This is a genomic window from Janthinobacterium sp. (assembly GCF_031995485.1).
In the GTDB taxonomy this organism is placed as follows: domain Bacteria; phylum Pseudomonadota; class Gammaproteobacteria; order Burkholderiales; family Burkholderiaceae_D; genus Janthinobacterium.
In genome coordinates this window covers 67,388-89,385 of record NZ_DAMAGB010000002.1, presented here as the reverse complement: position 1 = coordinate 89,385, position 21,998 = coordinate 67,388, and the positions used below count along the sequence as shown (strand labels likewise).

24 protein-coding genes are annotated in these 21,998 nt (G+C 63.8%); 18 read left to right on the top strand and 6 right to left on the bottom strand.

What is annotated here, in order from left to right; translation table 11 throughout:
* Positions 1-66 precede the first annotated feature (66 nt).
* From tsaB to RTQ46_RS02070, 4 genes are read left to right on the top strand one after another with little or no spacing between them, the layout of a single operon-like run.
* On the top strand, positions 67-780 hold the full coding sequence (tsaB, locus tag RTQ46_RS02085; protein ID WP_312434293.1) for a tRNA (adenosine(37)-N6)-threonylcarbamoyltransferase complex dimerization subunit type 1 TsaB: 714 nt from the start codon (positions 67-69) through the stop codon (positions 778-780).
* Positions 777-1,250 (top strand): ribosomal protein S18-alanine N-acetyltransferase, encoded by a 474-nt coding sequence (gene rimI / locus RTQ46_RS02080; RefSeq protein WP_312434292.1) that lies wholly within the window; start codon positions 777-779, stop codon positions 1,248-1,250. The genes tsaB and rimI overlap by 4 nt, the downstream gene beginning before the upstream one ends.
* Positions 1,247-2,119, top strand: coding sequence for a uracil-DNA glycosylase (locus tag RTQ46_RS02075; protein WP_312434291.1), 873 nt, complete (start codon positions 1,247-1,249; stop codon positions 2,117-2,119). The genes rimI and RTQ46_RS02075 overlap by 4 nt, the downstream gene beginning before the upstream one ends.
* Positions 2,103-3,035: a DUF1853 family protein gene (locus RTQ46_RS02070; protein ID WP_312434290.1), complete on the top strand. Its 933-nt coding sequence runs from the start codon at positions 2,103-2,105 to the stop codon at positions 3,033-3,035. The genes RTQ46_RS02075 and RTQ46_RS02070 overlap by 17 nt, the downstream gene beginning before the upstream one ends.
* Before the next feature lie 76 nt (positions 3,036-3,111).
* Here RTQ46_RS02070 and lplT read toward each other — a convergent pair whose 3' ends face one another.
* Positions 3,112-4,374, bottom strand: a complete 1,263-nt coding sequence (gene lplT, locus RTQ46_RS02065; RefSeq protein ID WP_312434289.1) for a lysophospholipid transporter LplT — start codon at positions 4,372-4,374, stop codon at positions 3,112-3,114.
* Between the two features lie 281 nt (positions 4,375-4,655).
* Here lplT and radA point away from each other — a divergent pair, with 281 nt between their 5' ends.
* The 3 genes from radA to fliD all read left to right on the top strand — a co-directional run bounded on the left by radA (position 4,656) and on the right by fliD (position 8,045).
* Positions 4,656-6,035 (top strand): DNA repair protein RadA, encoded by a 1,380-nt coding sequence (gene radA, locus RTQ46_RS02060; RefSeq protein WP_312434287.1) that lies wholly within the window; start codon positions 4,656-4,658, stop codon positions 6,033-6,035.
* Positions 6,036-6,163: 128 nt separating this feature from the next.
* The gene (locus RTQ46_RS02055) at positions 6,164-6,484 is read left to right on the top strand and encodes a PilZ domain-containing protein (protein WP_312434286.1); all 321 of its coding nucleotides are present in this window, start codon (positions 6,164-6,166) and stop codon (positions 6,482-6,484) included.
* A gap of 181 nt (positions 6,485-6,665) precedes the next feature.
* Entirely contained in the window at positions 6,666-8,045 is a 1,380-nt protein-coding gene (fliD, locus tag RTQ46_RS02050; protein WP_312434284.1) for a flagellar filament capping protein FliD, read from the top strand.
* Between the two features lie 80 nt (positions 8,046-8,125).
* Here the strand turns inward: fliD and RTQ46_RS02045 are convergent, their stop codons facing one another.
* Positions 8,126-8,926 carry a helix-turn-helix transcriptional regulator gene (locus tag RTQ46_RS02045; RefSeq protein WP_312434283.1) on the bottom strand — a complete coding sequence of 267 codons (801 nt, stop codon included), beginning with the start codon at positions 8,924-8,926 and terminating at the stop codon, positions 8,126-8,128.
* A 100-nt stretch (positions 8,927-9,026) separates the two neighbouring features.
* On the opposite strand from RTQ46_RS02045, the gene RTQ46_RS02040 reads away from it, so the two are divergent.
* Together RTQ46_RS02040 and rraA are read left to right on the top strand one after the other, a co-directional pair.
* Positions 9,027-10,247, top strand: coding sequence for an MFS transporter (locus tag RTQ46_RS02040; RefSeq protein ID WP_312434282.1), 1,221 nt, complete (start codon positions 9,027-9,029; stop codon positions 10,245-10,247).
* Positions 10,248-10,281: 34 nt separating this feature from the next.
* Positions 10,282-10,776 (top strand): ribonuclease E activity regulator RraA, encoded by a 495-nt coding sequence (gene rraA, locus RTQ46_RS02035; protein ID WP_312434281.1) that lies wholly within the window; start codon positions 10,282-10,284, stop codon positions 10,774-10,776.
* 14 nt (positions 10,777-10,790) lie between these two features.
* Here the strand turns inward: rraA and RTQ46_RS02030 are convergent, their stop codons facing one another.
* On the bottom strand, positions 10,791-11,207 hold the full coding sequence (locus RTQ46_RS02030; RefSeq protein WP_312434279.1) for a DUF4952 domain-containing protein: 417 nt from the start codon (positions 11,205-11,207) through the stop codon (positions 10,791-10,793).
* Complete coding sequence (locus RTQ46_RS02025; RefSeq protein WP_312434278.1) at positions 11,194-11,577, bottom strand: MerR family transcriptional regulator; 384 nt, start codon at positions 11,575-11,577, stop codon at positions 11,194-11,196. The genes RTQ46_RS02030 and RTQ46_RS02025 overlap by 14 nt, the downstream gene beginning before the upstream one ends.
* A gap of 79 nt (positions 11,578-11,656) precedes the next feature.
* Here RTQ46_RS02025 and RTQ46_RS02020 point away from each other — a divergent pair, with 79 nt between their 5' ends.
* Together RTQ46_RS02020 and RTQ46_RS02015 are read left to right on the top strand one after the other, a co-directional pair.
* Positions 11,657-12,067, top strand: a complete 411-nt coding sequence (locus RTQ46_RS02020) for a hypothetical protein (RefSeq protein ID WP_312434277.1) — start codon at positions 11,657-11,659, stop codon at positions 12,065-12,067.
* Positions 12,068-12,118: 51 nt separating this feature from the next.
* Entirely contained in the window at positions 12,119-13,945 is a 1,827-nt protein-coding gene (locus RTQ46_RS02015; protein WP_312434276.1) for a DUF4153 domain-containing protein, read from the top strand.
* A gap of 10 nt (positions 13,946-13,955) precedes the next feature.
* Here the strand turns inward: RTQ46_RS02015 and motA are convergent, their stop codons facing one another.
* Together motA and RTQ46_RS02005 are read right to left on the bottom strand one after the other, a co-directional pair.
* Entirely contained in the window at positions 13,956-14,819 is an 864-nt protein-coding gene (gene motA, locus RTQ46_RS02010) for a flagellar motor stator protein MotA (RefSeq protein WP_312434275.1), read from the bottom strand.
* Positions 14,820-14,945: 126 nt separating this feature from the next.
* Positions 14,946-15,308 (bottom strand): glyoxalase superfamily protein, encoded by a 363-nt coding sequence (locus RTQ46_RS02005; protein ID WP_312434274.1) that lies wholly within the window; start codon positions 15,306-15,308, stop codon positions 14,946-14,948.
* 126 nt (positions 15,309-15,434) lie between these two features.
* Between RTQ46_RS02005 and RTQ46_RS02000 the strand changes: the two genes are divergently transcribed.
* From RTQ46_RS02000 to RTQ46_RS01970, 7 genes are all read left to right on the top strand, one after another.
* Positions 15,435-16,493, top strand: a complete 1,059-nt coding sequence (locus tag RTQ46_RS02000; RefSeq protein ID WP_312434273.1) for a DUF4105 domain-containing protein — start codon at positions 15,435-15,437, stop codon at positions 16,491-16,493.
* Between the two features lie 47 nt (positions 16,494-16,540).
* Entirely contained in the window at positions 16,541-17,794 is a 1,254-nt protein-coding gene (locus tag RTQ46_RS01995; protein WP_312434272.1) for a DEAD/DEAH box helicase, read from the top strand.
* Between the two features lie 86 nt (positions 17,795-17,880).
* On the top strand, positions 17,881-18,348 hold the full coding sequence (locus tag RTQ46_RS01990; RefSeq protein ID WP_312434271.1) for a hypothetical protein: 468 nt from the start codon (positions 17,881-17,883) through the stop codon (positions 18,346-18,348).
* A 139-nt stretch (positions 18,349-18,487) separates the two neighbouring features.
* Complete coding sequence (locus tag RTQ46_RS01985; RefSeq protein ID WP_312434270.1) at positions 18,488-19,333, top strand: response regulator; 846 nt, start codon at positions 18,488-18,490, stop codon at positions 19,331-19,333.
* Positions 19,330-19,662, top strand: coding sequence for a hypothetical protein (locus tag RTQ46_RS01980; protein WP_312434268.1), 333 nt, complete (start codon positions 19,330-19,332; stop codon positions 19,660-19,662). Before RTQ46_RS01985 ends, RTQ46_RS01980 begins: the two co-directional genes overlap by 4 nt.
* Positions 19,659-20,492, top strand: a complete 834-nt coding sequence (locus RTQ46_RS01975) for an HDOD domain-containing protein (protein ID WP_312434267.1) — start codon at positions 19,659-19,661, stop codon at positions 20,490-20,492. Before RTQ46_RS01980 ends, RTQ46_RS01975 begins: the two co-directional genes overlap by 4 nt.
* A gap of 28 nt (positions 20,493-20,520) precedes the next feature.
* A complete protein-coding gene (locus RTQ46_RS01970) occupies positions 20,521-21,987 on the top strand; it encodes an ATP-binding protein (RefSeq protein WP_312434266.1) in 1,467 nt (488 codons plus the stop codon).
* Positions 21,988-21,998: the final 11 nt, after the last annotated feature.

Below are 21,998 nucleotides of genomic sequence, written 5' to 3'. Positions count from 1 at the left end.
TTCCATTATAGCCGCCCTGACTGTTCAGTATGCCCGGCACTGGCGAGGCAAGGTAAAATACGCGCCATGTCTACCATACTCGCCATTGAAACTTCTTCCGAACTCGCATCCTGCGCCTTGCTGCGCGGCGATGTTGTCCTGTCCCGCTCATCGACCGGTGTGCGTACCCACTCTCAATCCATCCTGCCGATGGTGCAGGAATTGCTGGCCGAAGCCGGCATTGCCTTGCGCGACTGCGACGCGATCGCGTATGGCTCCGGTCCCGGCTCGTTTACCGGTGTGCGCACGGCGTGCGGCATCGCCCAGGGGCTGGCCTTTGGCGCCGGCTTGCCGGTCGTGCCGGTGGTCACGCTGGACGCCATGGCGCTGGCTTGCCAGCAGGCGCATGGCGCGCAGCAGGTACTCACTGTGCTCGATGCGCGCATGGGTGAAGTGTACTGGGCGCAATATGATGTGTCCGGGGGCCTGAAAACGGTAGCGGCGCCCGCCCTGAGCGCGCCGGGCGGGGTGGCGCCGCGAGGCGAAGTAACGGCTTGCGGCAATGGTTTTGCCGCCTATGCCGAGGCCCTCGCCGTGTTGCCATGCGCCGCCGACGCCGATGCGGCCATCATGCCGCATGCGATACAGGTGGGCCAGCTGGCGCGCGCCGCGTTTGCTGCCGGCCAGTTTGTTGCCCCTGCCGAAGCGCAGCCGCTGTATCTGCGCAACAAGATCGCCTATACCAGCGCCGAGCGATTGGTGCTGCAGCAAGAGAAGGCAGCCGCAGAGGCAGCGCAATGACCGGGCCGGCCTGGGACTTGCTGCGTCTTGACTACCGGCCCATGCTGGAAGCGGACCTGCCTGCGGTGGTGGCGCTGGAACAGCGCGTCTATCCGCATCCCTGGACGCACGGCAATTTTGCCGATTCGCTCCACAGCGACTATCCGGCCTGGCTGCTGCGCGATGCCGATGGCAAGCTGCTCGGCTATTTTTTGCTGATGCCGGTGGTCGATGAGGCGCACTTGCTCAATGTGGCCGTCGACGGCGCGATCCAGGGCCAGGGACTGGGCCGCTTGTTGCTGGACCAGGCATGTTCCTGCGCGCGCCAGCATGGCATGCTGTCGATGCTGCTGGAAGTGCGCCCGTCGAACACGCGCGCGCTCGCCATCTACCAGCGCTATGGTTTTGAACAGATCGGCCGGCGCAAGGGCTATTACCCGGCCAGCGACGGCCTGCGCGAGGACGCCATCGTCATGCGTTACACCTTATGAACCGCAGCGCCGTCTTTCTCGACGAAATGGGTGTGGGGCCGCTCTGGCGCTTGCGCCAGGGCGCGGCGCCTGCCGTGGCGGAAACAGCCGTGGCAGAGGCACCGCTTGACATGGCTGAACCGGTAGCCATGGTGGAGCTGGCTGAGGAAGTGAAAGAAATCGTGGTGCAGCTCGCTGCCGAACCTGTCGCTGTCGCTGCGCCAGTCCAGCCTGTCGAGGTGGCCGGCGACGATTCCAACGCCTGGTTCGACGATGCGCCGCCACCGCCGCCGGTCAAACAGGTCACCGATGCCGAGATTGCCGCCATGGACTGGGCGGCGCTGGCCTCGGCCGTCTCGAAATGCGCGCGCTGCGCGCTGTGCAAGACGCGCAAGGGCGTGGTGATGGGACGCGGCGACCGCCAGGGCGACTGGATGCTGGTTGCCAGCAGTCCGTCGCGCGGCGAAGAACGCGAAGGGCGTGCGCTTGGCGGCGAGCAGGGCAGGCTGCTGGACAATATGCTGAAAGCCATCGACCTCGATGCGGAAAAAAATGTCTATATCACGCACCTGCTGAAATGCCGTCCGCTCGACGATGCGGGCCAGGAACGGCTGCCGAGCGAGAGTGAAGCGGCTGCCTGCCGGCCATATTTCGAGCGCGAGCGGGAATTGTTGCAACCGCGCACCATCGTTACGCTGGGGCAAATGGCGGCCGCCGGTATCTTGCCGGGCGAAAAGCCGGTGCGCGGCAAGGTGCGCCAACTGGGCGAGGCGGCAGTGCTGGCCACGTTCCACCCGGACATGCTGCTGCGGGACGAGACGGGCCAGGCCAAGGCGCGCGCCTGGGCCGACCTGTGCCTGGCGACCAGCACGCATGCCGCACGCAACTGATTTCCAGGCCCGCTTCGAGCGCCGCTGGGGCCATCTGACGCGGCCCCCTGTGCGGGCGCTGGCCTGGCTGCTCGATGCGCCCGACCTGCTCGATCCGGCAAGTATGCACTGGGGTGGCCGGATTGCCACGCTGGGGCCGGTGACGCCCGGGGTGGCTGGCTGGCTGGCTGCGCTGCAACTCGACCCGGCGCCGCTCGATGCCGCCCTGGGTAACAAATTCCATTCCCGCCTGGGCCTGTACGCCGAAAAGCTGATGGCCTTTTATTTCGAACAGCACGGCCTGCTGCACGCGCATGGCTTGCAGGTGCAGGTCAACCGCAACCAGACGGTGGGCGAATTCGATTTCCTGCTCGATCTCGATGATGAATTGGTGCACTGGGAATTTGCCACCAAGTTCTACCTGCTCGAAGGCACGCCCGATGGCGGCGTGTTCCACCACCTGATCGGCCCCAACCTGGCCGACACGCTGGGCCTGAAAATGCGCAAGATCCTCGACCAGCAGCTGGCGCTGGCCCGGCACCCCGCCGCGCAGGCCATGCTGTCACGTCCCGTGCAGCGCGCGCAGGCGCTGGTCAAGGGCTGGCTGTTTTACGAGCTGGGCAAGGTGCAGGCGATCGATGGCATTTCCCAGGATCATAACCATGGTTTCTGGTGCACTGCAGGGCAATTGCCAGGCCAGCGCTATGCCATCCTGCCCAAGCTGCAATGGCTGGCGCCGTTCAAGGGCGATGCGGTGGAAGTGTTCGATGCGGCCGGCCTGCAGGCGAAGCTGGCCGATCTGGTGCAGCCGGTGCTGGTGGCCGCCGTCGATCATCGCGACGGCTGGGAAGTGGAAACATCGCGCGGCTTTGTGGTGCCGCAGGACTGGACAGAAAAGGCTGCCGTGCGGCGCCTCGAAGGCGCATTGCCCGCTTGACCTGACACCCAAATCGACACCCGGGCAGGTCGGATTAGCGCTGCGCGCGTAATCCGACAACACCGCCGAAGCCAAGCTAGTGCTTCTGCTCTCCAATCAACGACAAATTGTCATGCTCGGCCTGGTTCAGCTTGTGCCGGCGCATGATCATGTACATGGTGCCAGCGACGAACAGGCCGAACACGGTAATGATGATATTGAGCGGCAGGTGCAGGCGGATCATGATGGAGTAGACCGCCAGCATGGTGAGAATCGACAGGTTTTCATTGAAGTTCTGTACGGCGATCGAGTGGCCGGCGCTCATCAGCACGTGGCCGCGGTGCTGCAGCAGCGCATTCATCGGCACCACGAAAAAGCCCGACAGCGCGCCGATCAGTACCAGCAGCGGATAGGCGATCCAGACCGAATGCACCTGCGTCATCATCATCACGATCACGCCCATGGCGATGCCGAGCGGTATCACCGTCAGCGATTTGCGCAGCGGAATAAAGCGGGCCGACAGCACCGCGCCCAGCGCCACGCCGATGGCGACCACGCCGACCAGGCTGGTGGCCTTGTCGAATGGCATGTTCAGCGACTGCTTGGCCCACTCCAGCACGATCAGCTGCAAGGTGGCGCCGGCGCCCCAGAACAGGGTGGTGACCGCCAGGGTGATCTGGCCCAGCTTGTCTTTCCACAGGATCGAATAGCAATTGGCAAAATCGCTGATCAGTTTGACAGGATTGCGTTCCTGGTGGGCGTACTTGCAGCCGGTGTCGGGAATCTTCAGGTTGGCCAGGGTCGCCAGGATATAGATGCCGACCACCACGCACAGCGCCGCCTCGGTCTTGTTGGAAATGCCGGTGTCGATCAGCGGGAAGTCGAACGACAGCAGCATGTCGGACACATGGCCACTGACCAGTGCGCCGCCCATCACGGTGCCGAGAATGATGGAGGTCACCGTCAGGCCTTCGATCCAGCCATTGGCTGCCACCAGTTTTTCCGGTGGCAGCAATTCGGTCAGGATGCCGTACTTGGCGGGAGAATACACGGCCGCGCCAAAACCGACCACGGCATAGGCCAGCAGCGGATGGACATGGAAGAAAACGAGGGCGCAGCCGAAGATCTTGACCATGTTGGCGATGAACATGACCTTGCCTTTGGGCAGAGAATCGGCGAAGGCGCCGACAAATGCCGCCAACAGCACGTAGAACAGCACGAACGACAGTTTCAGTAGCGGCGTGATCCACGCCGGGGATTTCATGGACACCAATAAATCGACGGCGACAAAAAAGAGGGCGTTATCTGCCAGCGACGAAAAGAACTGCGCTGCCATGATGGTATAAAAACCACGATTCATTCTGGATTGCCTGAAATCATATCTGGCTTGCTTTATACCACGAAAAAACGGCTACCCCCAAGTTTGGACGGGGGGAGCTGGCAGGAAATTGACGGCAGGCGGCCAAGCCCGGCTTAATTTATTTGCCGTAGAAAAATGTATATATTTGTGAACATTTTATAAATAGCATCCTGCAGCGGCGATATTTGCCGCGATGGCGGCGCCATGACGCTGGCGCCGCGTTTATAATATACTGTATATATAGCCAGTTATTTTATCTCTTACCGGAGCGCATTCCCACCATGGCCAAAGCCAAGACCAATTACACCTGCAGCGATTGCGGCGCCATCAGCAATAAATGGATGGGCCAGTGCGCCTCCTGCAACCAGTGGAACACCATGGTGGAAACGGTGGCCGACGCCGCACCCGGCAACAACCGCTATTCGAATCCGCAGCACATGTCGCTGGCGCAGACGGCGCCGGTGCTGTCGCTCGACGATATCGACGCCATCGACGTGCCCCGTTTCGGCACCGGCATCGAGGAATTTGACCGCGTGCTCGGTGGCGGCATGGTGGCCGGCGGCGTGGTGCTGATCGGCGGCGACCCCGGCATCGGCAAGTCGACCCTGCTGCTGCAGGCGCTGGCCAATATGTCGCACCACAAGCGGGTGCTGTATGTCAGCGGCGAGGAGTCCGGCGCGCAGATCGCGCTGCGCGCCAAGCGCCTGGTGATCGACGCCAAGGAACTCAAATTGCAGGCCGAGATCCAGCTCGAAAAAATCCTGGCGACGCTGAACGACCTGAAGCCCGAAGTGGTGGTGATCGATTCGATCCAGACCGTGTATTCCGATGCGCTCAGCTCGGCGCCCGGTTCGGTGGCGCAGGTGCGTGAATGCGCGGCGCAACTGACGCGCGCGGCCAAGCAGACCGGCGTGACCATCATCCTGGTCGGCCACGTGACGAAAGAGGGCGCGCTGGCCGGCCCGCGCGTGCTCGAACATATCGTCGACACGGTGCTGTACTTCGAGGGAGACGCCCATTCGAGTTTCCGCCTGGTGCGCGCCATCAAGAACCGTTTCGGCGCCGTCAATGAGCTGGGCGTGTTCGCCATGACCGAAAAAGGCCTGAAGGGCGTGTCGAATCCCTCCGCGCTGTTTTTATCGCAGCACGACAGCCAGGTGCCGGGCTCGTGCGTGATGGTGACGCAGGAGGGCACGCGTCCCTTGCTGGTGGAAATCCAGGCGCTGGTCGACACCAGCCACTTGCCGAATGCGCGCCGCCTGTCTGTCGGCCTGGAGCAGAACCGCCTGGCCATGCTGCTGGCCGTGGCGCACCGCCATGCCGGCATTGCCGCCTTCGACCAGGACGTGTTCATCAATGCGGTTGGCGGCGTGAAGATCACGGAGCCGGCAGCCGACCTGGCGGTGTTGCTGGCGATTAATTCATCGATGCGCAACAAGGCCTTGCCGCGTGGCCTGGTGGTATTTGGCGAAGTGGGGCTGGCCGGCGAGATCCGTCCGGCGCCGCGTGGCCAGGAGCGGCTGCGCGAAGCGGCCAAGCTGGGTTTTACGCTGGCCATGATCCCGAAATCGAACCTGCCCAAACAACCGATCGAGGGGATCAAGGTGATTGCTGTCGAGCGTATCGACGAAGCGTTCAACAAGCTGCGCGACCACGAATAAAGGGTGGTGTGATGTAACTGACAAGTTTGCATCAGCTCAAACGAAATTTCCGTTTACAACTATAATATTCGCCCGATGGGTATGTGCAGTCATTGCGCATTGTTTGAATTTCTGGAAGAGCGAATACAGTGTCAGTAGAACAAAGGCAGAGCGCGCGCAAGATCTTGCGCGCCAAGGCAATGTTAATCATGGACGGTGCGGGGCCGGTAGCGGCGCGCACCATCGATGTCGGGCCAGGCGGCATGTCGGCCGTGGTGGCCGAGCCGGTACAGGCCGGCGCGCAGGGCAAAGTGCTGTTCGAGCTGTTTTTTGATGGCAAACCGAATATCATCGAAGCGCGCTGCGCCATATCGCACTGCATCTTCAGCAGCGCCGGCTTCAAGGTCGGTTTGACCTTCATGCGTCTCGATATGGCTGTCACCAGCGCGATCTCGAAGTTCATGCGCTAAAATAGGTGCAGTGTGGCAAAAGCCGCTCTGTTCGCTGTTTTGGTATTTCAGTAATGCTGCATAATGAACAATCAGTAGAGGAATGCCGTTGCGCCATATGCGCCTGGCCTTGCCTCTCGCGAGGCGCGCGGTCATGACCTGAACCGTGTGTTATGACTTACACCGGACGGGAATGCCCACCATGTTTAACTCGACGATTACCAGCAGCAAAGCCTATACCAATACGGCGACCCAGGCCACGCCCTCGGCCGAAGTGTACGCCAAGGTCGAAAAGCAGATGCTGTCGCAAAATACCGGCGTCACCAAACTCAATAACAACCTCACGCGCGACCAGACCAAGCTGTCGGCGCTGGGGCAGCTGCAGTCGGCATTGGCCAAGTTCCAGGGCGTGGCGCAGAACATGGCCGGCAGCGGCCTGGCCACCTCGGCCACTTCCAGCACCGCAGGCGTGGTCAGCGCCACCACCAGCGACAAGGCCGCCAGCGGCAGCTATGCGATCGATGTCAAACAGCTGGCGCAGGGCCAGACGCTGGCTACCGCCGCGCAGAAGGCATCGAACACGGCGATCGGCACCGGCGCCAGCGCACAGATCAAGATCGAACTGGGCAGCGTTGACGGCAAGCAGTTTTCAGCCGGCGACGGCAAGGCCATCACGCTGACCATCGACAGCAGCAACAATACGCTGGACGGCATCGCTGCGGCGCTGAAAAAAGCCGGCGTCGACGCCAGCGTCATCAAGGGTGACGACGGCTATACGCTGAGCCTGAACGGCAAGAGCGGCGCGGACAACAGCATGCGCATCAGCGTCACCGGCGACGCGGCCATCAGCAACCTGCTGACGTATTCGCCCAGCGCCAGCAAGGGCATGCAGCAGACCAGCGCCGCGCAGGATGCGCTGGCCAGCGTGGCCGGCAAGGAAGTCAAAAGCGCCAGCAACACCCTCGCCAGCGCCATCGACGGCGTCACGGTCGAACTGAAAGCCAAGGGCGAAACCAGCCTGGTGGTGGCCAAGGACAGCAGTCAGATCGGCAGCAATGTAGCCAGTTTCGTCAAGGCCTACAACGAACTCAATACCAAGCTGCAAAGCTTGCAGGAAGGCGACCTGAAGTACGACACGGCCCTCAAGCAAGCCACCACGCAAATGTCGCAGGTGCTGCGCACGGCCAGCAATGGCGTGCCGGTGTCGGTGCTGGCCAGCGCCGGCATCACGCTGGGCAAGAGCGGCGAACTGGTGCTGGACGAGAAAAAGCTCAAGTCCGCCATCGACGCCGACCCGGACGCCGTCAGCAAGCTGTTTACCAATAACGGCAAGGGCGTAGCCGACCAGTTCGGCACGAAGATCGGCGAACTGACCGGTACTTCAAGCCTGATCACCAAAGAAGTGCAAACAGTCGGCAAGGAAATCACCACCCTGAACGCCAAGAAGACGGAACTGGCCAAGGCACTGACGGCTCAGGCCGAAGCGCTGGTGAAGCTGTATTCGGCGCAGGAAGAAATGGGCATCGGGTCGGTGTTGCCAGGGTATACCGGTAAAAGCTCGCTGTTTGATTTTCTGGCGTGAAGTAATCAAACCCGGCAGCAAATGCCGGGGTCGGACCCTCAGGGTCCGACCCCAGTCTCTGCCCTTGGGATAAATTGATACTATCGCTGCTCGCGCTGCGCAAAAAATGCCGATGGCGTGCTGCCGAAGGTTTTCTTGAACATGGCCGAAAACGCCGACTGGCTGGCATAGCCCAGCTCTTCGGCCACCTGCGACAGCGGCACGCCGCGCGCGATCAGCGGCGCCGCGTGGGCCAGGCGCACTTGCTGGCGCCACTGGCCGAAACTCAATCCCAGCTCCCGTTCAAACAGCCGCGCCAGCGTGCGTTCCGACGCGCCGACCTGCTGCGCCCAGTGTTCCAGCGTCTGGTTCGAGCCTGGCTGGTCGATCAGGCTGGCGCACAGCGTCTTCAATCGTTTATCTGTCGGCAAGGGTACGCGGATCGGACGCGTGCCCGAGCGTTTCAGTTCATCGAGGATCAGCTCGGCCAGCAGCGCTTCGCGCGCCGGTTCCTGGCCCGGGTCCAGTTGCTCCAGCGCCATGATCAGCTGGCGCAGCAGGCTTGATACTTCCAGCACCTTGCAGTCCTGGCCCGCGAACGGCGCGCGTTCGGCCAGCACGCACAGCGGGCGCAGCCGGGTTTTTTCGAGGATCGTGACTTCATGCTCGACATGCGGTGCAATCCAGATGGCGCGCATGGGCGGCAAGATCCAGCTGCTGCCCAGCGCGGTAATGCGCAGCACGCCGTCGAGCGCCAGCGTCACCTGGCCCCACGGATGGCTGTGCGGCAGCAGGAATTCATCGGGCTGCAGGTCGCGCGCGATCATGGTCACGGGAATGGCGGCGCTCGGCGCTTCGCGCGGCGGACACATGCGCGTATGGTGGAGGATAGGGACAGCCATCAGCTTGGCGTAAATTCACTAAAAAATGTCATTCTATCGGAAAACAGGCGATAGTAATTTGCATACACTGCAAGCTGACAAGTATAAATCAGGGGATGACATGACAACAACAAGCACCTTGCGCAGCGACGCGCGCGTGATCGGCCTGGTCGGGCTGGCACACGGCGTCTCGCACTTCTATCACCTGATCCTGGCGGCGCTGTTCGTCTGGCTCAAGCCCGCCTTCAACCTGTCGTATGCGGAACTGGGCCTGCTGATGACGGTGTTTTTCATTATCTCGGGCGTGGGGCAGGCGCTGGCCGGCTTCGTGGTCGACCGCTTCGGCGCCCGCGCCGTGCTGTTTTCCGGCATGTTCCTGCTGGGCCTGTCGGCGCTGGCGCTGGCCCATGCACACAGCTATACGCAATTGATGCTGGGCGCCATGCTGGCCGGCACCGGCAACAGCGTGTTCCATCCGGCCGACTACACCATCCTGAACCAGCGCGTCTCGCCGGCGCGCGTGGCGTATGGCTTTTCGATGCATGGCATCAGCGGCAATATCGGCTGGGCGCTGGCGCCCGTGTTCATGACCTATGTGGCCACCCATTACGACTGGCGCGTGGCCTTGATGAGCGCGGCCGTGCTGCCGTTCGGCGTGCTGCTGGTGCTGTTCCTGAACCGCCACGCGATCCGCCCCGAGCCGTTGAAGGCCGCCGTGCCCGCCAAGGGTGGCGCGCCTGTCGAAGGCACGCTGGCCTTCCTGCGCCTGCCCGCGGTGTGGATGTGTTTTGCGTTTTTCTTTATTACCGCCATCGCCCTGGGCGGCATCCAGAGCTTTGCCAGCGTGGCGCTGGTGAAACTGTATGGCATGAGCCTGGCGCTGGCCACCAGTGCCTACACAGCCTATATGCTGGCCTCGGCGGTCGGCATGGCGGCCGGCGGCGTGGTCGGCGCGCGCAGCAGCCATCCGGACCGCAACGTGACGATCGCGTTTTCGGCGGCGGCATTGCTGGCCGTGCTGCTGGGCATGAACCTGGTGCCGGCCTGGGGGGCGGTGGTTCTGATGGGGGCCATTGGTTTGACCTCCGGCGTGGCGGGGCCGTCGCGCGACCTGATGATACGGGCGGCCGCGCCACCGAACGCGACCGGCCGCGTGTATGGCGTGGTGTATTCGGGTCTCGACAGTGGCCTGGCCGTGGGCCCCTTGCTGTTTGGCGCGCTGATGGATGGCGACCATCCCGCATGGGTTTTCGTCTTTATCGGCGTGTTCCAGGCGCTGGCAATTGTCACGGCGGTCGGGGTCGGTGGAAAAACGCGCGCGTTGGCGCTGCAAAAGGCATAAAATCATGACCATATGCACTGACATTGGAGCCGCCATGACTTTTGCCACGACCGACCTGTGCGACGATTATGCCGCCATGCTGGACAACGGTACGCTGGCGGTATTGCCGCCCGTGTATCGCTCGTTTGGCCAGAAGCAGCGCTTCTGCGGCCCGGCCGCCACCTTGCGGGTGCATGAAGATAACGCCCTGGTGCGCAGCGAGCTGGAGCAGCCGGGCCAGGGCCGCGTGCTGGTGATCGACGGCGGCGGCAGCCTGCGCCGCGCGCTGGTGGGTGGCCAATTGGGGGTGCTGGCAGAACACAACGGTTGGGCCGGCATCGTGGTCGATGGCTGTATCCGCGACTGCGATGAACTCAGTGTCTGCCAGATCGGCGTGCGCGCGCTGGCCACCCATCCGCGCAAGAGCGGCAAGACGGGCGCCGGCCAGCGCGACGTGCGCATACAAATCAGCGGCGTGGCCGTCTCGCCGGGCGACTGGATCTATGCCGACGCCGATGGGGTGCTGGTGGCCAGCCATGAACTGGACTGAACGCTGTTGAACGGTTATGGATCGTGGGCGTAGGCCTTGACGCTGACTTCGAAAAAGTCGATCTGTGGCCAGTCGGCCCGTGTGCGCACCAGCGTTTCGCCAGAGGCCATGACCAGCATGTAAGCGACCCCTGTGCGGCGGTCGCGCCAGGAGTGCGGCGTGCTGTCCCACATACAGCAATAGCGTTTCAGTTCAGGCAAACCATAATGGCGCTGCAGATGGCGTTCCGCCTGCAGCGCATGCCGGCCATCGACCCGGTAGCGCGCGACCAGGGGCTGGTCCTGCAGTCCCATCTCCGCTTGGCAGCCTTGAAACACCAGGTAAGCAGGTGTTTTCCCGAGCCCGGCCAGCAGGTCGCCGCACGCCAGTTCCGCCTTGGCCGCGCCTGCCGCCAGCAGCAACAGCAAGGGCAACAGTCTAGCCAGCCGCATGATCGGCTCCCTGCAGCGGACAGTCCTGCATCGGTGTTCCCAGCCGCCGCGCCAGTTCCGCGCGCAGCTGTGCCAGGCCGGCGATGCGCCCATCGATATCGGCCAGTTTTTTTGCCAGGGCGGCGCGCAGCAACCCGGCTGTTTCGGGCGTGCCGGCCGAGGCCAGCAGCGGCATGTCGGCCTCGATTTCCGCCAGCGTAAAACCGAGTTCCTGGGCGGTGCGCAGATAGCGCAGCCAGTCAACCGCCTCGGGCGGATAGTCGCGGTAGCCGTTGGCGCCGCGCCGCGCGCGCAGCAAGCCGCGTTTTTCATAGAAGCGCAGGGTGTCACGGCTCAGTCCCGTGGCCTGCGCCATCGCGCCGATCTGCATGATTATCCTTGAAATTGCTTGACCATGGAGTGTACTCCAGCCCTCAGCATGGTGGCTCTTGTCTGACAGGAGTGTCTGCATGTTTTCCTTTGCTGCTTTTCGCCGCCTGGTGCGCGCCAGCGCCATTTACGATGTGCTGATGACGGGCGCCTTCGCCACGCCGTGGACTTTGTCGTTGCTGCGCGACCAGTTGAGCGCCGTCAACATACTGCTTGGCGGCGCACCGTTGCCGCCATTTGCGCCATTTCACCTGCTGATCGGCTGCCTGCTGGGCAGCGTGGTGCTGGTCTGGTCGGCGCTGCGCATTGCCGACCCCCAGCCGCGCTTCGGGCGCTACGATGCGGCCGCCCGCTATCTGTTTACACTGTGGATGGGGTGGGCGTTGCTGGCAACAGGCGAGCCCGTGCTGTGGCTGTTCATCGTGCCGGAACTGGCCTGGGGTGTGGCGCAAAGCCTGCCGCTGCGTGCGTCCGGCTTGAGGCGGGCATAACGAAATGCAATAATGCGGCAGCGTTTCAGTATCAACCACCAAGGAATTCCCATGCAGCAAGCCCCCACTGGCAACCCTACCGTCTTGCTCGATCCGGTAGTCGCGCCCCGCATTGCCGTCACGCGCCTGCTCGCGGGTTTGCTGCAGGGGCTGCTGCTGTACTGGCTGTACAGCGCGGCGCAGGACAAGGCCTGGCCGGCCACACAGCCTTATCTGCTGGCGCCGCTGATGCTGATCGGCTTGCTGCTGCCGGTGCTGCTGGTATCGAGCCTGGGCCATCTGTCGCTGCGCCGTATCGGTGTGTGGATGGCGGGCGTGGCGCTGGTGTTGACGGCGCTGGCGCTGCACGACGTGGCGCGCGGCGCCGAGCATTTTATATGGGGCAATTACAAGCCCGGCGCGCCGCTGCGCGTCATTTCCATTCAACTGTTCGGCTGTTGCGTGGCGGGCCTGTATATCGCCCATGCGCTGGTGCTGGCCAGCGCCCAGGACCAGCGCCGCCTGGCCAGCTATCCCACCTATTTTGAAATTGCCTGGAAGCTTGGCATCCAGCTGCTGTTTTCCTTGCTGTTCGTGGCGGTGCTGGTGCTGGTGCTGTGGCTGGGCGGTCAGCTGTTTTTGCTGATCAAACTGAACTTTTTGAAAAAGCTGCTGGTCCAGCCCTGGTTCGTGATACCGGTGCTGTGCTTTGCGTTTTCGTTCGCGATCCATATCACCGACGTGCGCCCGTCCATCGTGCGCGGCATCCGTACCTTGCTGCTGGTGCTGCTGTCGTGGCTGATGCCGATCGCCGCCGTGCTGGTGGCCAGTTTCCTGCTCACGTTACCGTTTATCGGCTTCGAGCGCCTGTGGGCGACGCGCCATGCGGCCTCCGTGCTGCTGGGCATGGCGGGCCTCCTGGTGGTGCTGATCAACGCCGCGTTCCAGAATGGCGAAGCGGGCCTGGGCGTGGCGCGCGGCATCCGCTTCGGCACGCGCCTGTCGTGCCTGCTGCTGCCGTGGCTGGTCGGCATTGCCATCTATGCCTTGACCCTGCGCGTGATGGCGCATGGCTGGACGGCGGAGCGGCTGATCGCGGCTGCCTGCCTGCTGGTCGCCAGCTGCTACGCGACCGGCTATGCATGGGCCGCCAGCCGGTATGGCGACTGGCTGAACTGGATTGCCAATGTCAATGTCGGTACCGCTTTCATCACACTGCTGGTGATGGCGGCCTTGTTCTCGCCGGTGATGGACCCGGCCCGCCTGTCGGTGGCCAGCCAGATGGCGCGTCTGGACAGCGGCAAGGTGGGCGCCGACAAGTTCGATTTCGAATACCTGCGCTTTCAGGGTGCGCGCTATGGTCAGGCTGCCTTGCAGGAGCTGACGATGCGCAATACCGGTCCTGACGCGGCCGTGATCCGCGCGCGCGCCACGGCCATGCTGATGCGTGAAAACCGTTTCGATGAAACGGGCGCGCTCAGCGATGTGGCGATCAACCTGACCGTGCGTCCGGCCGGCGTGACGCTGCCGCAGAGCTTTTTGCAGCAGGACTGGAGCCAGGCGGGACCGGGCTGGCGCCTGCCGGCCTGCTTGAAACGGGCAGGGCAGCAGTGCGATGCGTACGCCATGGATTTCGATGGCGACGGCCGCCAGGAGGTGCTGCTGATTAGCAGCGATCCGCGTGCCTCATCGGTCCTGCTGGCCGAAAAAGAGGAGGGCGGCTGGTATGCGCGGGGACAGATTCCGACCGAGATCCTGCGCTGCCGGCCCCTGCGTGACAAGCTGCAGGCGGGCCAGTTTGCGCTGGTGCCGCCGAAAGTGCAGGAGCTGGAGGTCGATGGCCAGCGCGTGCCGATGAGCCTGTATAACGAGCAGCAGGTCAGCTGCCCGGAGCCGTGACCGCGCGGCTTCAGTTGCGCGTTTTGACCTGGCGCACGTGGCTTTCCAGTTCGCTGAACGACGGCCGCTCGGTGGCTGAAATCACCTTGCGGCCGAACTCGACCGCCAGCGCCGGCGCATAGCCGTTCAGGCTGGCCAGCAAGGTCACTTTCACGCACTGGTACATCTTGGTGGTTTCATGGTGCTTGCGGCGCAGCAGGCTGGCCAGCGGCGCGATAAAGCCGTACGCCAGCAAAATGCCGATAAAGGTGCCGACCAGCGCCTGCGCGATCAGCACGCCCAGCTCGGCTGGCGGCAGGCCGACCGAGGCCATGGTATGCACCACGCCCATCACGGCGGCGACGATGCCGAAGGCGGGCATGGCGTCGGCCAGCTGCGAAATCGTCTGGATCGGCATTTCCGCGTCTTCGTGATGGGTTTCCATTTCGTTGTCCATCAGGTTTTCGATCTGGTAGGCGTCCATATTGCCCGACACCATCAGTCGCAGATAATCGGTGATGAATTCCAGCAGGTGCTCGTCGCCCAGCGTGTACGGATACTTGGTGAACACGGGGCTGCGGTACGGGTCGTCGACATCGTCCTCGATCGACATCAGCCCTTCCTTGCGGATCTTGCTCAGCACGTCATACATCAGCCCCATCAGCTCCAGGTAGCGCGCCTTGGTGTACTGGGCCGTGTGAAACAGCGTGGGCATGGCGGCAAACGTGGCGCGGATGGCCTTGGCGTCATTGCCGACAAAAAAAGTCCCCAGCGCCGCGCCGCCGATCATCAGCAGCTCCAGCGGCTGAAACAGCGCCGCCAGATGCCCGCCCTGCAGGGCAAAGCCGCCAAAGACGGAAAACAGCACGACGATAAATCCGAGTATGACCAGCACCAGGTGCTCCCCTATAAATTGCTATAACGCAATATTGTAGTGTAACCCGAATCTGCCGCCAAGAATGCATCGGCTTGCCTTTGGCGCCTCAGGAATTTGATCAATGTGCACAGTATTTGCCGGTCATCATGATTGCCCCAGCCGTTGCCAGAAACGCAGCTTGTTGCCGAACGGGTCAGCCATTTCCATGATGCGGCCCCAGTCCTCGTCACGCACGCCGGGACGCGCATACGGATAGTCCTTCGCCAGCAATTCGGCGTGCAGCGCGGCGATATCGTCGACGGGGATCAGCAGCGCAGCGCCCGGCGTGGCGTCGCCATAATGTTCGGACAAATGCAATACCAGCTCGCCGCGCCGCAGCTGCAGGTAGAGCGGTGCCGTCGCGTCGAAGCGGTGTTCCCAGTCGACCGTAAAACCGAGGAACTGGCAATAGAACTCGCGCGCCTTGGCTTCGCAGAAGCTGCGCAGGATGGGGATGGCTGGATGCATGGGTCAGTCTTTTTGGAAGGAAAGAGATCGCTCATTCTAATGCCTGTTGCTGCACCGGCCGATCAAGCAATCGATCGCGTGACAGTTGAAAGGCCCTGAAAACTGGCTTGCCCCTATAATTCGGCCATGACATTCCTATCACCGCGCGCCCGCTCCGTACTGGCCACCATCGGCAAACTGGCCGCTTCCCTTGTTATCCTGCTGACCGCCATGTGGGGCGCGCTGGCGCTGTGGTACCAGTTGGCCGGCGGCATGCCGGCGCAGACCATCGGCGCGCTGCTGTGGGCGGCGCTCGGTGTCGGCAGCATCGCGCTGTGGTGGGCGCGCGGCAGCGCGCGCACCTTGCTGCCATATGCGGGCGGCTTCGTGTTGCTGCTGTTGTGGTGGAGCCTGATCGCACCAATGCAGGACCGCAGCTGGGCCGATGACGTGGCGAGGAATGTGACGGGCAGCGTCAAGGGCAGCGTGGTGACCCTGGACAATGTGCGCAATTTCGACTGGCGCAGTGACGACGATTACACGGTCAAGTGGGAACAGCGCAGCTACAATCTCGACGAGCTGCGCACGGTCGACACGGCCCTGTCTTACTGGACCGGCCCGCTGATCGCGCATACGCTGGTGTCGTTCGGCTTTGCCGACGGGCGTTTTCTCACCTTCTCGATCGAGATCAGGAAAGAGAAGGGCGAGAGCTTTTCCGCCATCGGCGGCTTCTTCAAGCATTTCGAGACCAGCCTGATCGCGGCTGACGAGCGCGATATCGTGCGCGTGCGCACCAATGCGCGCGGCGAAGACATCCATCTGTACCGCGTGATGATGCCGCGCGCCGCCATGCGCTCGCTGTTCCTGGCCTATCTGGACGAAGCCGATGAGCTAAAGCGCAAGCCGCAGTTCTACAATACCCTGACGGCCAACTGCACCACCATCGTGTTCGAGATGGCGCGCCGCATCGTGCCGGGCCTGCCGTTCGATTACCGGCTGCTCGCTTCCGGTTACCTCGACCGCTATCTGTTCGACGTGCGCGGCCTGGTGCCCGGTTTCACCTTCCAGCAGTTGCGCGACGGCGGCCATATCACGGCGCGCGCGCGGGCCGCCAACGGCGATCCGGATTTTTCGCATGCGATCCGGCGCGGCATGCCGGGCTATGACGAAACCGGTTTCCCTGTGCGGCAAATGCCCAGGCAGTAGGCATTGCTTTATACTGGCGCCTTTTCAAGAATACAAGAAGGCCCGCCATGCCATTTTCCTCACTGGGTCTGATTCCCGCACTCGTCCGCGCCGTCGACAAGGCCGGCTATGCCGCGCCGACCGCCATCCAGGCGCAAGCCATCCCCGCCATCCTGCGCGGCAGCGATGTACTGGGCGCGGCGCAAACGGGCTCCGGCAAGACGGCCGCCTATGCGCTGCCGCTGCTGCAGGCGCTGATGGCACCCGCCAGCGGCCCGCGCCAGGTGCGCGCGCTGATCCTGGTGCCCACGCGCGAGCTGGCCGCGCAGGTGGGGCAGACCGTGCATGCACTGGCCAAGCCGCTGCCCGTCAAGCTGAAAATTGCCGTGCTGTTCGGCGGCGTGTCGATCAATCCGCAGATGATGGATTTGCGCGGTGGCGCCGATATCGTGGTGGCCACGCCTGGCCGGCTGCTGGACCTGGTCAAGCACAATGCGGTGAAACTGGGTGGCGTGTCGCTGTTCGTGCTGGACGAAGCGGACCGGCTGCTCGACATGGGTTTCAGTGACGAGATCAATGCGATCCTGGCGCTGCTGCCCGTTAAACGCCAAAACCTGTTTTTTTCGGCCACCTTCCCCGACAGCGTGCAGGCGCTGGCCGCCAGCCTGCTGGCCGACCCGGTGCGCATCGAAGTGGCCTCCGAGCCGCAGGACAAGCCCGATATCGTGCAGCGCGCGGTCACGGTGGACGTGCCGCGCCGCACGCAGCTCTTGCGCTACCTGATTTTGCAGCACCAGTGGGAGCGCGTGCTGGTGTTCGTCGCCACCAAGTATGCGGCCGAACACGTGGCCGACAAGCTGCAGCGCGCGGGGCTGCACGTGGGCGCATTCCACGGCGAATTTTCCCAGGGCACGCGCAGCCAGCTGCTGGCCGACTTCAAGGCGGGCCGCCTGCAAGTGCTGGTGGCGACCGACGTGGCCGCGCGCGGCATCGATATCGCCGGCCTGCCGGCGGTCGTCAATTACGACTTGCCCCGTTCGGCGGTCGACTACACGCACCGCATCGGCCGCACGGGACGCGCCGGCGAAAGCGGCATGGCCGTCAGCTTCGTCACGGCCGACACGGAAGCGCATTTCCGCCTGATCGAAAACCGCAACGACCTGCGCATCGTGCGCGAGGTGGTGGCCGGCTTCGAGCCGACCGAGCTGCCCACGCCTGTCAGCGCCGTGACGGACACGGTCAATGGCGGCGTCAAGGGTGCGCGCAAGAGCAAGAAGGACAAGCTGCGCGAAGCGGCGGCCAAGGCGGCCGGCGGCAACTAATTTGTCCTTATGTGCGCTGGCCGCTTGAATGGCCGGCGCTGCCGCTCTAAGATTGCTGTTCTGGAAAGCTCAACGACGGAACCGCAATGCATATCAAGACGATCACCACGGCAGCGATGCTGTCTTCCCTGGCCTTGCTGGCCGGCTGCACCGGCATGCTGGGACAGGGCGGTGGCAAAGCCGGCCTGCAGATGCCCGGCAAGGCCGCGCCGCAAAGCGGCGACGTGGCCGCCACCTGGTACAACCCGCCCAGCGAATTTCCCGGCATTTGCCTGACCCAGTTCAAGGACGGCCGCCTGCGTTTCGACGGCGGCTTTGCCTTCTTCAATCCGGGCCGCTGGTCGTACGACCCGGCCAGCTCGGAACTGCGGCTGGACCTGCAGCCCTGGCCCAAGCTGGCCAGCGCGCATGCCAACGCAGCGCTGCATAAAAATCTGCTGCGTGTCGAGGCGGACAAGAATGCGCTGGTGTACAGCGTCAGGGCCGACACGCAAACCATCGGCGTGGGCGGCTTTGTCTTCTACCGCGATATGCCCTGTCCCGCCGCCAAATAATTGTCGTCAAGTAATGCATGCCAAAAAGGAATATAGCCGTATAATTTCAGGCAAGCAGACTGTTGCGTAGGCATGATCCGCGCAGCGGTTCCCTCACAGGCAAGCTCCGATGTCGCTGTCGCGACAACAGGATGGTCCGATGGATGTGCACAATGCGTCGGCCCTGGCCGGCGCTCCGGAACGGCTGGCGCCGCAGCGCACCTTGCTGCTGGTCGATGACGAGCAAAATATTCTTGCTGCGCTCAGGCGCCTGCTGCGGCGCGACGCCTACCATATCCTGACGGCCGGCAGCGGACAGGAAGGGCTCGACCTGCTGGCCAGCCATGCGGTCGACGTGATCGTCTCGGACCAGCGCATGCCGGGCATGCTGGGCGCCGATTTCCTGCGCAAGGCCAAACTCCTGTATCCGCAGACGATGCGCATCATGCTGTCGGGCTATACCGAGCTGCAAGCCGTCACGGATGCCGTCAACGAGGGCGCCATCTTCAAGTTCCTGACCAAGCCGTGGGACGACCAGCAGTTGCGCGACCATATTGCCGAGGCGTTCCGCCTGAAGGGCATCGACGACGACAACGCGCGCCTGAACCAGCAGTTGCGCGAAGCCAACCTGGCGCTGGCCGCCGCCAATGCCGCCATGCAGGCCTTGCTGCACCAGCAACAGCATCAGATCAGCCGTAGTGAAGTCAGCCTGGACATCGCCCGCGAGCTGCTGCAATTGCTGCCGCTGCCGGTACTGTGCCTGGACGAGGACGGCATGATCGCCTTTGTCAATGCGGCCGCCGCCGGCCTGTTCGAGCGCGGCGCGGCATTGCTGGGCAGCGACGCGGCGCTGGCCTTGCCACAGCTGTTCGAACCGCATGCCGCTGCGCAGCGCCAGGTCATCATCGGCGGCAAGGCCTATGCAGTGGCGCGGCACGCGATGGGCGCGCATTCGCGCTCGCGCGGCAGCCTGGTGACGCTGTGCCACACAGGAGCGCCAGCATGACTGCGCCGGAGCGCGAAGTACGGCTGGAGCAGGCAGGCGAGGGCGCCGTGCTGGCGCGCGCGCTGACGGACGAGCATGGCGCCGTGCTGCTGGCGCAAGGCGCAGTGCTGAGCAGCGCCAGCCTGGCCGCCTTGCGCAGGCGACAGGTCGGGTACTGCTGGATCGTCGCCGATGTCCCGGACGACGTCATGGCCAGGGCGCAGGCCGATGCCGCGCGCCAGCAACAGCTGGCACGCCTGCCGATCCTGTTCCGCGGCACGCCGCCCGGCGCCGCCGGGGCCGGGCTGCTGGCCCTGCTGCAGCGCTACCGCCAGGGGGAAGACGCATGACGCCCTTGATGCTTGACGATGTCATCCGGCAAATCCAGGAGCTGCCGTCGCTGCCAGCGGTGCTGCTGGAATTGCTGTCGAGCATGGAACAGAGCGATATCGACATACACAGGCTGGCGCACAAGATCGAGCTGGACCAGGCCATGGCGGCAAAGACCTTGCGCATCGCCAATTCCTCGTTTTACGGCATGCAGTCGAAGGTCACCAGCATCGCGCAAGCCGTCTCCGTGCTTGGCTTTCACAGCATCCGCAGCGTCGTCACCGCCTGCGCCCTGACAGGCAGTTTCGCGCCCGTGCCCGGCTTCGATTTCCATGCATTCTGGCGCCACTCGCTGGCCACGGCGGTGGTGGCACGCCTGCTGGCGCCGCATCTGCACCTCAATCCGGAGACCGCGTTCACGGCCGGCCTGCTGCACGACCTGGGTACGCTGGTGCTGGCGACGCGCTTTCCCGACGCGCATGCGCTGGCGCGCAGCTACCGGCAGCGCCATGACTGCCAGATGGTCGAGGCGGAGCAGGCGGTGCTGGGAATCGACCATGCGCAGGTCGGCAGCGCGCTGGCCGCCTATTGGAAGTTTCCCGCCGCGATACAGCAGGCCGTCGCCGACCAGCACCACCTGGCACGCCTCGACGCCATCGGCCTGCCCTTGCTGGTGCATGTGGCCAATGCCGTCGCCTGCGCGCTGGACCTGGCAGGGCGCGAGGAGGCGCTGGTGCCGCCGCTGTCGCCCGCCTGGCGCGCGCTGGCGCTCACCGATACGCACTGGCTGGCGCTGTTCGGGCAGGCCGAGCGCACGTTTGACGAATTGTCGCGCATTCTGCTGGCGTGAAGCCGGTATCGGCGCAAGAACGGGAGAGATGATGCGAGCGGACGACGAGACAGGATTTCCAGGTGCGCCAGCCGGCGCGCTGCCCGATACCATCGCGCTGTCGGCCTTCTTCGATGGCCATCCGGTGGCCACGTTCGCGATCGATACCGAGCATGTGGTAACGCACTGGAACAGCGCCTGCGAGCAGTTGCTGGGATACTCCGCCGCCGAGATGGTGGGCACGCGCGACCACTGGCAGGCGTTCTATCCGCAGCAGCGCGCCTGCCTGGCCGACCTGCTGGTGGCGGACGATATCGCGCTGGGCGAACAGGGACTGTACCAGGGCAAGCTCAAACCATCGTCCGTGATCCCGGGCGCCTACGAGGCCGAGGATTTCTTTGCCCATATCGGCGCCAGCGGCCATTGGCTGCATTTCACGGCGGCGCCGCTGCGCGATCGCCAGGGTCGGCTGGTAGGCGCCATCGAAACGCTGCGCGATGTCACCGAGCGGCGCAATGCCGAGAGCGCGTTGCGGCGTGCGCACGACAACCTGGAAAACCTGGTGGCCATGCGCACGGCCCAGCTGGCGGAGATGAACGAGCGCCTGGCCGACGATATCCGCCAGCGCGAGATCGCCGACATGGCGCTGCGCGAGCGCAACCTGGCCCTGAGCGAACTGAATGACAAGCTGTCGCTGGCCCAGCAAAAGCTGCTGCAGTCGGAAAAGCTGGCGTCGATCGGCCAGCTGGCAGCCGGCGTGGCACACGAAATCAACAACCCGATCGGCTATGTGTTTTCCAACTTTGGCGCACTCGAAGGCTACCTGGCCGACCTGTTTGCCATGCTCGACGCCTACGAGCAGGCCGAACCTGCCATCGCTGCGCCCGAGGTGGCGCAGCGCCTGCGCAGCCTGCGCGAGCAGATCGACCTGGCCTTCCTGCGCACCGATATCGGCCAGCTGATGGCCGAATCGAAGGAGGGCATCGTGCGCGTGCGCCGCATCGTGCAGGATCTGAAGGATTTTTCGCGCACCGATGCGCTGCAGGAATGGGTCTGGGCCGACCTGCGCCAGGGCATCGACACCACGCTCAATATCGTCAACAACGAAGTCAAGTACAAGGCCGATGTCGTCAGGCAGTACGGCGAGATTCCCGATATCGAATGCCAGCCGTCGGAGCTGAACCAGGTGATCATGAACCTGGTCGTCAACGCCGCCCATGCCATGGGCGAACAGCGTGGCCGCATCACGCTGCGCACCGGTTGCGGCAGCGACAGCGACATATGGGTCGAGGTCGAGGATACGGGCAAGGGCATCGCACCCGAACACCTGTCGCGCATCTTCGACCCTTTTTTCACCACCAAGGCCGTCGGCCAGGGCACGGGCCTGGGCCTGTCGCTGGCCTACAGCACCGTGCAGAAGCACCATGGGCGCATCGATGTGCACAGCGTGCCGGGCAGCGGCACCACGTTTCGCATCACGCTGCCGATCCGCCAGGCGCCATCCGCCGCGCCATGATACCAAACCGG

What these genes read in the sequence shown, in the direction of transcription:
- RTQ46_RS02000 (WP_312434273.1), top strand. Translation starts at nt 15,435, where the DNA reads ATGACATTCCTATCACCGCGCGCCCGCTCCGTACTGGCCACCATCGGC.
- RTQ46_RS01995 (WP_312434272.1), top strand. Translation starts at nt 16,541, where the DNA reads ATGCCATTTTCCTCACTGGGTCTGATTCCCGCACTCGTCCGCGCCGTC.
- lplT (WP_312434289.1), bottom strand. Translation starts at nt 4,374, where the DNA reads ATGAATCGTGGTTTTTATACCATCATGGCAGCGCAGTTCTTTTCGTCG.
- RTQ46_RS02030 (WP_312434279.1), bottom strand. Translation starts at nt 11,207, where the DNA reads ATGCGGCTGGCTAGACTGTTGCCCTTGCTGTTGCTGCTGGCGGCAGGC.
- RTQ46_RS01970 (WP_312434266.1), top strand. Translation starts at nt 20,521, where the DNA reads ATGATGCGAGCGGACGACGAGACAGGATTTCCAGGTGCGCCAGCCGGC.
- RTQ46_RS02015 (WP_312434276.1), top strand. Translation starts at nt 12,119, where the DNA reads ATGCAGCAAGCCCCCACTGGCAACCCTACCGTCTTGCTCGATCCGGTA.
- rraA (WP_312434281.1), top strand. Translation starts at nt 10,282, where the DNA reads ATGACTTTTGCCACGACCGACCTGTGCGACGATTATGCCGCCATGCTG.
- RTQ46_RS01975 (WP_312434267.1), top strand. Translation starts at nt 19,659, where the DNA reads ATGACGCCCTTGATGCTTGACGATGTCATCCGGCAAATCCAGGAGCTG.
- RTQ46_RS02045 (WP_312434283.1), bottom strand. Translation starts at nt 8,926, where the DNA reads ATGGCTGTCCCTATCCTCCACCATACGCGCATGTGTCCGCCGCGCGAA.
- RTQ46_RS02005 (WP_312434274.1), bottom strand. Translation starts at nt 15,308, where the DNA reads ATGCATCCAGCCATCCCCATCCTGCGCAGCTTCTGCGAAGCCAAGGCG.
- RTQ46_RS01990 (WP_312434271.1), top strand. Translation starts at nt 17,881, where the DNA reads ATGCATATCAAGACGATCACCACGGCAGCGATGCTGTCTTCCCTGGCC.
- RTQ46_RS02025 (WP_312434278.1), bottom strand. Translation starts at nt 11,577, where the DNA reads ATGCAGATCGGCGCGATGGCGCAGGCCACGGGACTGAGCCGTGACACC.
- RTQ46_RS02020 (WP_312434277.1), top strand. Translation starts at nt 11,657, where the DNA reads ATGTTTTCCTTTGCTGCTTTTCGCCGCCTGGTGCGCGCCAGCGCCATT.
- rimI (WP_312434292.1), top strand. Translation starts at nt 777, where the DNA reads ATGACCGGGCCGGCCTGGGACTTGCTGCGTCTTGACTACCGGCCCATG.
- RTQ46_RS02070 (WP_312434290.1), top strand. Translation starts at nt 2,103, where the DNA reads ATGCCGCACGCAACTGATTTCCAGGCCCGCTTCGAGCGCCGCTGGGGC.
- RTQ46_RS02040 (WP_312434282.1), top strand. Translation starts at nt 9,027, where the DNA reads ATGACAACAACAAGCACCTTGCGCAGCGACGCGCGCGTGATCGGCCTG.
- fliD (WP_312434284.1), top strand. Translation starts at nt 6,666, where the DNA reads ATGTTTAACTCGACGATTACCAGCAGCAAAGCCTATACCAATACGGCG.
- RTQ46_RS02075 (WP_312434291.1), top strand. Translation starts at nt 1,247, where the DNA reads ATGAACCGCAGCGCCGTCTTTCTCGACGAAATGGGTGTGGGGCCGCTC.
- RTQ46_RS01980 (WP_312434268.1), top strand. Translation starts at nt 19,330, where the DNA reads ATGACTGCGCCGGAGCGCGAAGTACGGCTGGAGCAGGCAGGCGAGGGC.
- radA (WP_312434287.1), top strand. Translation starts at nt 4,656, where the DNA reads ATGGCCAAAGCCAAGACCAATTACACCTGCAGCGATTGCGGCGCCATC.
- RTQ46_RS01985 (WP_312434270.1), top strand. Translation starts at nt 18,488, where the DNA reads ATGGATGTGCACAATGCGTCGGCCCTGGCCGGCGCTCCGGAACGGCTG.
- tsaB (WP_312434293.1), top strand. Translation starts at nt 67, where the DNA reads ATGTCTACCATACTCGCCATTGAAACTTCTTCCGAACTCGCATCCTGC.